This is a genomic window from Butyricimonas sp. RTP31003st1_G1_RTP31003_210430, from assembly GCF_040920905.1.
Classification (GTDB): Bacteria; Bacteroidota; Bacteroidia; order Bacteroidales; family Marinifilaceae; genus Butyricimonas; species Butyricimonas paravirosa.
In genome coordinates this window covers 1-12,225 of sequence record NZ_JBCOSQ010000099.1, presented here as the reverse complement: position 1 = coordinate 12,225, position 12,225 = coordinate 1, and the positions used below count along the sequence as shown (strand labels likewise).

Sequence of the window (12,225 nt, the reverse complement as noted above, 5' to 3'; positions counted from 1 at the left end):
CTATAACATTGATCTAACTCTTCCAGTAGTTCACTCCCACTTACCCGTACAATATCCGGAAAACCCGCTACCCGAAGCAAGAGTTTGGCAAAAGGTCCCGCCCCGATCATTTCTCGTACCCGAGTAGCATTGTACAGGATTCCGGATTGTTCCGACTGCCGCATGATATCGGTCAAATTTGCCTCATATATTTCCATCCCATAACTCACTTGTAGAAAATCAGCCTCCAAGGCCGGGCTGACATCCACGCCAATCGGGGGTAACTGGGCTGTATCCCCGATTAACACCAAGCGGTTATTCCTCCCGTTGTACACGAACTCAATCAGATCATCCAGCAAAGACCCCGTCCCAAAATTCGAATCCTGAGAACCCATTGAGATCATGGATGCCTCATCCACGAAAAAAAGCGTGTTAGCATTCCCGTTAAATCCCAAGTTGAATATCCCGACTCCCTCCTGTGCATTTTTCTGCCGGTAAATCTTTTTGTGAATCGTAAAAGCAGGCTGATGAGAATAACCGGAAAACACTTTCGCCGCTCTCCCCGTCGGTGCCAATAAAACAACCTGCTGTTCAAATTGCAGTAATGTATTCACGATGGCCGCCACCAAAGAAGTTTTCCCCGTTCCGGCATATCCTTTCAATAAAAACAAACTTTCAGGATGACGATCAAAGAGAAAAGCTAAAAAATTCTTCATTGCCGCCTGTTGCGTGGGCGAAAAATCGAATCCAAACTTCTCTTTTACAATACGTTCAAAATGTTCATTTATCATCACTAAATTTAATAGACAAAAGTGTGCTGTGATCTTTTTTTTTTTTATATTTGCCGACACGACAATCCATTAAGGATTTGTTCACGGTATCGTCAAAAAATACCGTGTAAAGATAGGAAAAAACAGCTTAAATAATAACGAGAACTAACTTGTTTAATACATAATAAATATACTGACGAAAAAGATGAAAAAAATTATTATTCAAATTCTTTTAGCAGCTGCCGCTCTCTATCTGGGATATATGTGCTACCAAAGCGTGCAGAATCCTATTCAATTTCAGAAGTTGAAAAAACAGAGATATGATAGGGTTATCCAAAAACTGAAAGATATCAGAACAGCTCAAGATGCTTTCAAGAGTATTCATGGAACATACACCAGTAGTTTCGATTCATTAATCAATTTCGTGAAATACGATTCATTGAAAACCGTACGTTCTATCGGAGAACTTACTGATGATCAACTTGAAGAAGGTATGACGGAACAAGAGGCTCTGAAAAAAGGGTTGATTATCCGTGACACGATCAGAGTTGCCGCATTGGGACAATTATTCGGGGAGAACTATCCGATTGATGATCTTCGGTATGTTCCTTTTACTAAAAAGAAACATGAATTCTTGATGGGGACTAACATGATCTGGACGGATTCCGGTATTGAAGTACCTGTTTTCGAGGCTCGTATTTCAAACATGGTCATTTTTGAAGACTTGTTTGATGAATACGAAGATGCCATTTTGGAGGAAAACGGTGAAAGAATAAGATTAAACAAATACCCGGGCTTAAAAGTGGGTAGCGTACAAGAGGCAAACAATAACGTGGGTAACTGGGAGTAATTTCCGGTTCGTAAACGAATAAATACATGCAGAGCATTTATTTTGTTGACTCCAATTTTACTTACGAATCATCTAAGAAATCGATATTATCCATCCGTTATGCAACGGATGGATTTTCATTTTGCGTGCATGATGAAACGGAAAAGCTAGTCGTGTTTGTACACGAACCCTATGCAGCGGATTCCAGAGAGGCCGCCGTGGCCAGGTTAAAAAATTACGTGGTGAATGATGCGATCTTGAACCTTCGTTTCAAGAAAGTATATATCATGCCGTGTTTCAAGGAAAAACTACTGGTTCCGGGAGCCTTTTTCGACAAGGCCAATATTGCCACCCTTTACACGGTCAACCAAGAAGTAGCACCGGATGACACGATCCTCTACCACCACATAGAGGGGATAGAAGCCTATCTCGTGGAGACGGTTATTTCATCGTTTCATGATTTTGTACGGGAACATTTTCCCGTGGTTCAAATCGTGAACGGGGCATACCCTTTTATACTAGGTGCCATGGCCAAAGCACTACGAGACACGGAGCAAATCTTCCTAGACATTCAGGACAATTATTTTGATCTGTTATTTATCCGGGACTCCGGCATTCAGCTATTTAACACGTTTAGTTACAAAGCGATAACTGACATCGTGTACTTTTTATTAAATTGTATCAAAGAGTGCGGAATCAACCAGGAGAAAGCACATCTTTCGATATGCGGCCCGGCGCTCAAAGATAATAAACTGAAAGAGCTACTTTCGCTCTATCTCCCGAATCCCTATTTTGCTAAAGAACCCCTGTTAAACGGTATTCTTCACGATAAAGAATTCAACAGTTCTCATTTTACTCACTTGTTAAATCTTCATCGATGCGGATTATAAGCGGTACACACAAAGGTAAAATCATCACACCTGACAAAAATTTCAAAGCCCGTCCGACAACGGATTTTGCCAAAGAAAATTTATTTAATGTCCTCAACAATTATATAGATATTGAGGATGCCTCCGTACTGGATCTTTTTGCAGGAACGGGAAGTATCAGTTACGAATTCGCATCCCGGGGTGCAGGAAAAATAGTTTCTATCGAACTGAACTATAACCATTACGCCTTTATAAAAAAAATGGCCACCCAATTGGGATTCAAGAATATGACCATTTTCAAAACAGACGTGTTTATCGCTTGTAAAAAACTGAACGGAACGACCTTTGACATCATTTTCGCGGACCCTCCTTACAACCTGGAAAAAATCAACGAGATTCCGGCTGCCATTTTCAATAACGATCTACTGGCCCCGGACGGAATCGCCATTATCGAACACCCCAGCACCGTGGACTTCTCCTCGGAACCCAACTTTTTCGAACACCGCCGGTACGGTAGTGTTAATTTCTCGATCTTCAAAAGACAATAAACAAACCTAATAAATGTAACATTGATGTAACGGAATCGTATTATTTAGGAAACCTTTTCAGTCTACTTTAGCTGCCGAAAACAAGAGGTATTTAATTTTAATATTAACTAAAAGTTTGACAAATGAAAAGGATTTTAATTAGTGTGGTTTTAGCTGCTATTTGTTTAAGTAGTTTCGGTCAGAAACAAGAAGAAAAGAAGAAATTCCAAATCAAGGGACAACCGATTGTTACCGTTTTCGCGAACTATCATGCCGGAATTGGAAATGCAAATAAAGAATCCGGATTCGCTCTTGATCGTGCTTATCTTGGGTATCAATTCTCCTTGACAGAAAAATTAAGCGGAAAAGTTGTTTTTGACATGGGTTCCACCAAAGTTTCAGGTTCCGACCTCGAAAGAGTGGCGTATATCAAGAATGCCATGTTAAGCTGGAAGACGGGTAATTTCACGCTGGATTTCGGTTTGATCGGTTTGGAGCAATTCAACGTACAGGAAAAATTCTGGGGATACCGTTATATCATGAAATCCTTCCAAGACGAGTATAAATTCGGTTCCAGTGCAGATATGGGTATCTTGGGTAAATACAAATTTACAAAATGGCTCTCTGCCGACATCACGATCAGCAACGGGGAAGGTTACAAAAAATTGAACGGTGACAACAAATACAGGTATGCCGTGGGAGCAACAATTCTTCCCGTTAAAAATTTGACTCTTCGCGCTTATTACGATCTTGCCAGTAAAAACATTGAAGGAGACGAGACGAAAGATCAACAGAATTTAGCCTTCTTCGCCGGTTACAAACACGAGTTATTCTCCATCGGAGCTGAATACAACCAAATGTATAACACCAAGTTCAAGGAAGACAACGACCAATCCGGATTCTCCGTTTATTCTACTATCAAGCTGGAAGATCAATTCAACCTCTTCGGAAGATATGATAACCTAGGTTCCAAAGATGATTGGAGCAGTGCTGACGGACAACGAATCTTAGTAGGTGTTCAATATGCCCCGATCAAACAACTAAAAATCGCCCCGAATTTTTCCACTTGGAACCCAAGAGACGGTAAATCAAGCTCTTTCGTCTATCTAAACATCGAATTCAAGTTGTAACATTAATGTAACAAATGCGCAACATTCGTGTAACAAGATTCATCTAAACTTGCAGTGTAATAAATGAATCAGAAGACGTTGAAATTAATACTATCAGAAATGAAAAATTTATTGATCCTTATTTTAGCTATCGCTATTGCATCTTGCGGGAACTCGAAGAAGAACAAAGAGTCCGAAAGCAAAAAAATGAACATCGCTGCAGCCGGGGCTACTTTCCCCTTACCATTCTACAACCTAGCATTCAAGACCTACCAAGAGAAAACGGGTAACGCCGTGACTTACGGGGGTATTGGTAGTGGTGGTGGTATCAGAAGCCTGAAAGACAAGATTGTTGATTTCGGGGGATCGGATGCCTACCTGTCTGATGCTGAGATGCAAGAGATGCCCTACGCAACGGTACACATCCCGACTTGTATGGGAGCCGTGGTTATGGCTTACAATTTACCGGAAGTGAAAGAATTAAAACTTTCCGGAGAAGTTGTTGCCGACATCTATCTGGGCAAAATCACCAAATGGAATGATGCTAAAATTCAGGAATTAAATCCCGGAGTAACTCTTCCGGACAAAGAATTAACCCCGGTATACCGTTCAGACGGTAGCGGAACCACCTTCGTTTTCAGTGATTACTTGACGAAAGTAAGCAATGATTGGAAAGAAAACGTGGGTACAGGTAAATCATTGAAATGGCCGGCAGGCTTGGCAGCTAAAGGTAATCCCGGTGTAGCCGGAACAATCAGCCAAACCCCCGGAGCGATCGGATACGTAGGATCAGAGTACGCATTTTCTCTGAACATCCCGATGGCCCAGATGAAGAACTCTTCCGGTAATTTCATCACACCGAACACGGAAAGTATTTCCGCGGCAGCAAAAGGTGAAATGCCGGCAGATACTCGTACCATGATCACGAACTCTTCCGCACCGGACGCTTACCCCATCAGTTGTTTCACCTGGATTATCCTTTACAAGGAACAAGCTTATGCAAACAGAACCCTAGCACAAGCACAAGCAACCGTGAAATTACTCGATTGGATGTTAAGCCCGGAAGCACAAGCATTGACTACAAAAGTTCATTACTCACCCCTTCCTCAATCAGCCGTGGCTAACGCCAAAACACTATTAAACTCTATAAGTTTCGAGGGCAAAAAAGTCCTGAATTAATAAAGTTACAAGTTTACAGGTTGCAAGTTGAATCTTGCCAACCTGTAACTTGTAACCTGTAACTTGTAACTAATTATGCGTGATCTTATTTTTAAACGGCTACTCTCTATTTGTTGTATCCTGATTCTACTGATTAGTGCCGGCATGATCTATTCACTGGTCAGCGGCTCGATCCCGGCTCTCAGCCATTACGGATTCTTCCAGTTTATCGGGTCAACAGAATGGGATCCCCATCCGGACAGAGAAACTTATGGAGCCCTTTCCTTTATCGTGGGAACCCTCCTAACCTCTTTTCTGGCACTTATATTCTGTATCCCATTTTCTCTGCCCGTGGCACTTTTCACGGGTGAATTCTTTCGAGGTAAAAAAATTGCCACGTTCATCAGTTCCATTATAGATTTACTTGCGGGAATTCCCTCGATCGTGTACGGATTATGGGGATTTTATACCTTCCGCCCGATCATCATCGAGATGGGTGTCAATTCACAAGGATTCGGAGTATTGACCTCATCCATTATTCTGGCAATCATGATCATCCCCTATGCATCCTCCCTCAGTGGCGAGTTCATATCCATGGTTCCCAACGAACTGAAAGAGGCTGCATATAGTTTGGGAGCCACCCGCTACGAGGTGATCAGAACAGTCACTTTTCCCTCTGCCGGTTCCGGAGTATTTGCCAGCTATATCCTAGCCCTGGGACGGGCTCTTGGAGAAACCATGGCAGTAACCATGCTTATCGGCAACACGAATAACCTGCCCACCTCACTGGCAGACACGGGTAACACGATGGCCAGTATCATCGCAAACCAGTTCGGAGAGGCAGACGGGTTAAAATTAAGCTCCTTGATTGCCATCGGGTTACTATTATTCCTGATCACGGCAATCATCAATCTAGTAGCAAAACTCATCATCAAGAAACTTAATTGATTGCAACAATGAGTAGTTTAAGATATAGAACGATAAAAAACAAGGTCTTTTTCTACACGACCTGTTTTCTGGCCTCTCTGACGGTAATCCCGTTATTCGCCATCATCTGGGAATTGATCAAAAAAGGCTACAAACAGATTAATTGGAACTTTTTCACGGAGAGCGCTCCAAGTACTTTGGACGCCATGCTGGCCAGAGGTACGGGAGACATTATTCCGGGCGGAATTGCAAACGGAATTACCGGAACATTACTCATGGTTGTCCTAGCCGCAATTATTGCTATCCCTATTGGAATCATGGTCGGCATCCACCTCTCGGAACACCCAAAGACCAAATTTTCGAACATCACTCGTTTCTTGACAGATCTGATTCAAGGTAGCCCTTCCATCGTAATCGGTATTATCGCTTATGCCTGGGTCGTGAAACCCCTAGGTAGTTATTCCGCCCTCGCAGGAAGTGTCGCCCTTAGTATCATGATGCTCCCGTTAATCGTGCGTTCCACGGAAGAGACGTTAAAGATGCTCCCGGGAAGTTTGAAAGAGGCCGGACTTGCATTAGGAGCCTCCTACACCAGTGTCATTCTGAAAGTATTGTTACCCGCAGCCTTCGGGGGATTGTTCACGGGTATCTTGCTGGCTATTTCCCGGGTTATGGGAGAAACCGCTCCCCTGATGTTAACAGCCTTGGGTAGCACCGCCATCAACTGGGACGTGTTGAAACCCACGAGTGCGGTTCCCTTGTTGATCTGGGAGTTTTACAATGACCCGAACCTAATCGACATGATCTGGAGTTCCTCCCTCTTCCTGTTAATGTTAATTCTGACCCTCAATATTATAGCAAAACAAATTGCAAAAAAATGGAGAGTTCAATAATTGTAAATTTTAAATTTTAAATTGCATTACAAACAGACTTTCAATCTAAAATTTAAAATCTAAAATCTAAAATCAATCATGGCTATCACAAATCCTATATTACAACTTAAAAAAGTTTCCATTTCGTACACCCCGGGAAAAAACGCAGTAGAAGAAGTTAGCGCAGATATTGCAGAAAAGAAAATCACGGCTATCATGGGCCCCTCCGGATGTGGAAAGAGTACCTTGTTACGGGCGATCAACCGGATGCACGAATTGTACCCGGACATCAAGACCACGGGAGAGATTCTCCTGAACGGGAAAAATATATTAAAGACAAACCCCATGGAAGTACGACGCATGGCGGGAATGGTATTCCAACGCCCGAACCCGTTCCCCACGATGAGCATTTATGACAACGTGATTGCCGGGTATAAATTGAACGGGATTTCCCTTCCCAAGCAGGAAAAAGACCAGTTAGTAGAGGAAAGCCTTAAAAACGTGGGGTTATGGGACGAAGTGAAAGACTCCCTATTCAAGAAAGGGACCTTCCTTTCCGGTGGTCAGCAGCAACGGCTATGCATTGCCCGGGCTCTTTCACTAAAACCGAAGGTTTTACTAATGGATGAACCGACCTCAGCCTTGGACCCGATTGCCACCAATCGAATCGAAGAGTTGTTGCTGGATCTGAAAAACGAATTCACAATCTTGATTGTCACACATAATATGTCACAAGCTGCCCGTATATCGGATTACTCGATGTTCATGTACCTCGGTCATTTAATCGAATACGACGAAACCCAGAAGATGTTCACAAACCCAAGTGACAAACGCACGGAAGAGTACTTGACGGGGCAATTCGGATAAAATAATTTTTGATTTATGAGTTTAGATCGAACTCTCTCTATAAACACATTCCTTATTAACTTTTAGCTTATAACTTTTAGCTTACACCACATGACTACCATAAGAGAAAAATACCTGGAAAAGATTAAAGAAGACTTTGAAGTCTTATCCACCATCGTACTACAACAGATGGAACTCGTTATCACCGCAACCCACGACAACAAAGACGGTGAATTATACACGAAGATCGAACATAATGAAGTTATCATTGACGGTCTGGAAGTAAAAATCAGGGATGAAGTCATCAACTCCATCGTACTTTACTGCCCCAGAGCCAGTGATTGCCGAAAGATCATGTCCTATCATGATATGACAGCCTATCTGGAACGCATCGGTGACCTGTTGCTCAATATTGCCGACTTCCTCCGGGAAGTTGAATTACAGGGTTCCCTTTACGCATCTTTCCACCCGACCATTTTATTACAATTGGAAACAGTAAAAAAAATGACACAAAATGCTATCTTTGCCTTTACGTGTGAAGACGAGAATTTGGCAAAAGAGATTATCCGGACGGATGACCTCGTGGATAACAACCACAAAGAAATCATTCACGGGATACCTCTTCACTTTGTCGGCAAAACGATCAAAGATCAAGATATGCTGGATGCCCTTTCCCTTAGTGGAATGTCATACAACATTGAACGAATCGGGGACAACGCCACAAACATTGCTGAAGCGGCCATTTACTTGATGGAAGGGAAGAACGCGAAACATATTCATAACAACTAAATTTTAGAGCAATGGATAAACAACGGATGTTAGTGGTTGACGACGAAGAGGACCTGAGAGAAATTTTAAAATTCAACTTGGAGAGCGAAGGTTATCTAGTCGACACTGCGCCCTCCGCGGAAGAGGCTCTAAAGATGCTGACCGAGGAATATGATCTAATCCTGCTGGACGTGATGATGGGAGGAATGTCAGGGTTCAAGATGGCGGAGAAGCTTCGGAAAGATCTTCACAACTCGACCCCGATCATCTTTCTGACGGCCAAAGACACGGAAAATGACATGCTCACCGGTTTCAATATCGGGGGCGACGATTATATATCCAAACCTTTCTCGATTAAGGAAGTTTCGGCAAGAGTGAAAGCAGTCTTGAAAAGAGCAGGTTCGTTGAATGCCGCCAATAAAAAACAGGTGATCGATATAGGTGAGATGCACATCGATTTAAGCACAAAATGTGTCTCCATCCACGACCGGCTCATCCCAATTACCAAAAAGGAATTTGAAATATTAAATATGCTGGCACAATCTCCCGGAAAAATATTCTCCCGCGAAGACATACTCAATAAAGTATGGAGTGACGACAGCTACGTGCTTGAACGTACCGTCGACGTACACATCACCCGACTGAGAAAAAAACTGGGCGAACAGGGGAAACATATCGCAAATCGTTCCGGATACGGCTATTGCGTGGAACTTTAAACGTTAATACAAAAACTATTTCCAATGAAATTATCCTATAAACAGAAGTTGTTCATTTACTTCTTCATTGTATTCGCCGTCTTCACGGTTGTCATTACCTTTTTCCAACAGAACCGGGAAAAAGCCTATAAAACGGAGACCTTGCGTACCACGCTGGACGATTACTCCGACATCATCGCCCGCTATGTTCAACAATATCATCTGATAAACACCGGGCAAATGGATTCTTTAAAGAATGTACTAGTACTTATGCCCTCCAACTTACGATTAACGATAGTAGATCATGATGGTAAAGTCCTTTATGACAATAGTCTCGACAAGGAACAAGGGATCGAAAACCATTTACTGCGCCCGGAAATCCAGACGGCATTAATCCAAAAAACAGGAACTGCCATCCGGCTTTCTAAAAGTACCGGGGTCGAGTACTATTATTTTGCCAAAGACTACATGAATTATTTTATCCGGGTGGCTCTCCCTTACGACATCGAGATCCAGAACTTTTTAAAGACGGACAACATATTCCTGTATTTTATCACGCTACTATTCTTTATCACGCTGATCTCGCTGATTTATATCTCCGATCGTTTCGGGAAAGCGATTTCCGGACTGAAAGATTTTATCGTTTCGGCCGACAATCACAACATTAATTACAACAATATCCATTTCCCGAACACGGAACTGGGAGAGATCGGTGAAAAGATCATTCATAACTATCAACTTTTAGAAGAGAGCAACAAGCAGATCAACGTGGAACAGGAGAAACTTCTTCGTCACTTCCACTATTCCGACGAGGGAATTGCCATTTTCTCCGCTAACCGGGAAAAGATATATGCCAACACGCATTTTATCCAGTACTTGAACATTATCCTAGACGAACCGACATTCAAAGTCGAAAAACTTCTGGAACAACCGGATTTCAAAGAACTGAATGAATTCTTGCAAAAGAACACCCCGGTAAACCCGAATACCACCAACATCCCCGTGTACCAGAACAAGATCAGCAAGGGAGGCAAACATTTTGCCGTGAAACTACTGATTTTCACGGACAACAGCTTCGAAATCACCCTAAACAACATCTCTGATAATGAGAAAAACAGGCTCCTAAAACAGGAGATGACGAATAATATCGCCCACGAGCTAAAAACTCCGGTAAGCAGCATTCGCGGTTATATCGAGACCCTTCTGGAACAACCCAATATTACCCCGGACAAGCAACATTTCTTTTTGGAACGTACGTATTCACAAATCGTTCGCCTATCCGACTTAATCCGGGATATTGCCCTAATCACCAAGACGGAAGAGGCATCCGAACTTTTTGACAAGGAACGAGTGAATGTTCACAACACTTTGCAGGAGGTCATTGATGACCTGCATGACCCGATCATAGCACACGGGATCAACGTGAAAAACGAAATAAATCCCCAGACGGTTATCGAGGGAAATAAAACGCTGGTTTATGCTATATTCCGGAATCTCATTGAAAATTCCATCAATTACGCCGGAGACAATATCTCGATCGGGGTAAACAACTACATGGCAGACAATGAATTTTATTATTTCTCCTACTATGACACGGGGCAAGGAATAGAAGAAAATCACTTGAACCGGATTTTTGAACGTTTCTATCGTGTATGCGAGGGACGTAGCAGGCAAAATGGCGGTTCCGGCCTGGGGCTCTCCATCGTGAAGAACGCCGTTCTTTTCCATAAAGGAGACATCTCGGCAAAAAATAAAAAAGACGGGGGATTGGAATTCCTGTTCTCACTGAAAAAAACTCTTTTCTAAATTCATAAATCCCGGCAAAAACAAGGGATCAAGGCTATCATGCGATGTATGATAGCCTTTTTCCATTGATTTTAACATTATTAGACGCAACCATTCACGCAATTATCCATCTAAGTAATGAAAACTAAAAAACAACGAGTAATAAAAAGGGGTTTAAAATGAAGAATCAAAAAGTAGTGACACTAATTATTCTTTTGCTCTCGGCAACATTCGCCTTCACATCTTGTAATGATGACGGATATAGCTTGGACAAATTCTGGTTAGAAGTCGGTACGATTGAAAAAACAAGTGATCAGGATTACAGAATTATACTGGACAAAGGCCCTGTATTGTATCCATCCGTTTCAAATGTACCGGTACGTTACTTAGAAAATAATATGCGTGTGTACGCGGATTTTACCATCTTGCAAGATGCAAATCCGGGAAGTAGTGTAGATCATTACGTGCGAGTAAACGACCTGCAAAAGCTTCTTACCAAACCTATTGTACCCTATACCGAAGCCATTAATGACAGCTTAGGTATGGATCCGATTGAATTACCGGAATACTGGATTGCCAACGACTTTATCACCTTCCGATTCTTTTATGCCGGAGGCGCTAAAGAACACATGGTCAACCTGACAAAGCATGAAGAATTAACAGCGGACGAAAAAATCCTGTTAGAATTCAGACATAATGCATACGGAGATCCGGAAAACAAAAGTCTTTACGGTTATGTCAGTTTCCCGCTAAAAGAAGTATTTAACGAGGTAACAGATTCCGTACAGTTACATATCAAGTACAAAGGTTTCGACGAAGAAAGAACCATTGACATTACTTATCGTCCTCGTAAATAGGTCTCATAGTGACGATAAGATGTAACGAGGAGTTTTCGGTACCGAAAACTCCTCGTATTCTTTTACACTCGGAATACATTTTTTTCAAGATTTTTCCACGTAATATTTGGTAATTCCGCAAAACTACCTATCTTTGTACCCGCTTAAAACAAGCAACTGTTCTTTGAACAAAGGGGAGATACCAAAGTGGCCAACTGGGGCTGACTGTAACTCAGCTGACATCGTCTTCGTAGG

Annotated in this window: 13 protein-coding genes; 12 read left to right on the top strand and 1 reads right to left on the bottom strand. The window is 42.3% G+C overall.

The genetic code is table 11. The features are described 5' to 3' along the window. On the bottom strand, positions 1 to 770 hold a 770-nt coding region (locus AB5542_RS19965), incomplete at its 3' end, for an ATP-dependent RecD-like DNA helicase (protein WP_368243378.1). A gap of 184 nt (positions 771 to 954) precedes the next feature. On the opposite strand from AB5542_RS19965, the gene AB5542_RS19960 reads away from it, so the two are divergent. The 12 genes from AB5542_RS19960 (at position 955) to AB5542_RS19905 (ending at position 11,991) form a co-directional block, all read left to right on the top strand. Beyond that, positions 955 to 1,599, top strand: a complete 645-nt coding sequence (locus AB5542_RS19960) for a hypothetical protein (protein ID WP_118305274.1) — start codon at positions 955 to 957, stop codon at positions 1,597 to 1,599. Between the two features lie 26 nt (positions 1,600 to 1,625). Further along, on the top strand, positions 1,626 to 2,468 hold the full coding sequence (locus AB5542_RS19955) for a DUF3822 family protein (RefSeq protein ID WP_279040083.1): 843 nt from the start codon (positions 1,626 to 1,628) through the stop codon (positions 2,466 to 2,468). Then, entirely contained in the window at positions 2,456 to 2,995 is a 540-nt protein-coding gene (locus AB5542_RS19950) for an RsmD family RNA methyltransferase (RefSeq protein WP_279040081.1), read from the top strand. The genes AB5542_RS19955 and AB5542_RS19950 overlap by 13 nt, the downstream gene beginning before the upstream one ends. Positions 2,996 to 3,117: 122 nt before the next feature. After that, entirely contained in the window at positions 3,118 to 4,104 is a 987-nt protein-coding gene (locus AB5542_RS19945; protein WP_087420785.1) for a porin, read from the top strand. Between the two features lie 99 nt (positions 4,105 to 4,203). After that, positions 4,204 to 5,262, top strand: coding sequence for a phosphate ABC transporter substrate-binding protein PstS (pstS, locus tag AB5542_RS19940; RefSeq protein WP_118305271.1), 1,059 nt, complete (start codon positions 4,204 to 4,206; stop codon positions 5,260 to 5,262). Positions 5,263 to 5,337: 75 nt separating this feature from the next. After that, entirely contained in the window at positions 5,338 to 6,189 is an 852-nt protein-coding gene (gene pstC, locus AB5542_RS19935; RefSeq protein WP_087420783.1) for a phosphate ABC transporter permease subunit PstC, read from the top strand. A gap of 8 nt (positions 6,190 to 6,197) precedes the next feature. Continuing rightward, a complete protein-coding gene (pstA, locus tag AB5542_RS19930) occupies positions 6,198 to 7,061 on the top strand; it encodes a phosphate ABC transporter permease PstA (RefSeq protein WP_087420782.1) in 864 nt (287 codons plus the stop codon). A 78-nt stretch (positions 7,062 to 7,139) separates the two neighbouring features. Next, on the top strand, positions 7,140 to 7,907 hold the full coding sequence (pstB, locus tag AB5542_RS19925; RefSeq protein WP_279040078.1) for a phosphate ABC transporter ATP-binding protein PstB: 768 nt from the start codon (positions 7,140 to 7,142) through the stop codon (positions 7,905 to 7,907). A gap of 90 nt (positions 7,908 to 7,997) precedes the next feature. After that, positions 7,998 to 8,675: a phosphate signaling complex PhoU family protein gene (locus AB5542_RS19920; RefSeq protein WP_124316719.1), complete on the top strand. Its 678-nt coding sequence runs from the start codon at positions 7,998 to 8,000 to the stop codon at positions 8,673 to 8,675. Positions 8,676 to 8,686: 11 nt separating this feature from the next. Beyond that, positions 8,687 to 9,370 (top strand): response regulator transcription factor, encoded by a 684-nt coding sequence (locus tag AB5542_RS19915; RefSeq protein ID WP_087420780.1) that lies wholly within the window; start codon positions 8,687 to 8,689, stop codon positions 9,368 to 9,370. Positions 9,371 to 9,394: 24 nt separating this feature from the next. Beyond that, complete coding sequence (locus AB5542_RS19910; RefSeq protein WP_279040076.1) at positions 9,395 to 11,155, top strand: sensor histidine kinase; 1,761 nt, start codon at positions 9,395 to 9,397, stop codon at positions 11,153 to 11,155. A gap of 158 nt (positions 11,156 to 11,313) precedes the next feature. Beyond that, complete coding sequence (locus AB5542_RS19905) at positions 11,314 to 11,991, top strand: hypothetical protein (RefSeq protein ID WP_118305268.1); 678 nt, start codon at positions 11,314 to 11,316, stop codon at positions 11,989 to 11,991. The last annotated feature ends 234 nt before the right edge of the window (positions 11,992 to 12,225 follow it).

Bases quoted from the DNA above. Each gene is read 5' to 3' on its own strand.
- AB5542_RS19915 (WP_087420780.1), top strand. From the start codon at position 8,687: ATGGATAAACAACGGATGTTAGTGGTTGACGACGAAGAGGACCTGAGA.
- AB5542_RS19955 (WP_279040083.1), top strand. From the start codon at position 1,626: ATGCAGAGCATTTATTTTGTTGACTCCAATTTTACTTACGAATCATCT.
- pstA (WP_087420782.1), top strand. From the start codon at position 6,198: ATGAGTAGTTTAAGATATAGAACGATAAAAAACAAGGTCTTTTTCTAC.
- AB5542_RS19950 (WP_279040081.1), top strand. From the start codon at position 2,456: ATGCGGATTATAAGCGGTACACACAAAGGTAAAATCATCACACCTGAC.
- pstS (WP_118305271.1), top strand. From the start codon at position 4,204: ATGAAAAATTTATTGATCCTTATTTTAGCTATCGCTATTGCATCTTGC.
- pstB (WP_279040078.1), top strand. From the start codon at position 7,140: ATGGCTATCACAAATCCTATATTACAACTTAAAAAAGTTTCCATTTCG.
- AB5542_RS19945 (WP_087420785.1), top strand. From the start codon at position 3,118: ATGAAAAGGATTTTAATTAGTGTGGTTTTAGCTGCTATTTGTTTAAGT.
- AB5542_RS19920 (WP_124316719.1), top strand. From the start codon at position 7,998: ATGACTACCATAAGAGAAAAATACCTGGAAAAGATTAAAGAAGACTTT.
- pstC (WP_087420783.1), top strand. From the start codon at position 5,338: ATGCGTGATCTTATTTTTAAACGGCTACTCTCTATTTGTTGTATCCTG.
- AB5542_RS19910 (WP_279040076.1), top strand. From the start codon at position 9,395: ATGAAATTATCCTATAAACAGAAGTTGTTCATTTACTTCTTCATTGTA.
- AB5542_RS19960 (WP_118305274.1), top strand. From the start codon at position 955: ATGAAAAAAATTATTATTCAAATTCTTTTAGCAGCTGCCGCTCTCTAT.
- AB5542_RS19905 (WP_118305268.1), top strand. From the start codon at position 11,314: ATGAAGAATCAAAAAGTAGTGACACTAATTATTCTTTTGCTCTCGGCA.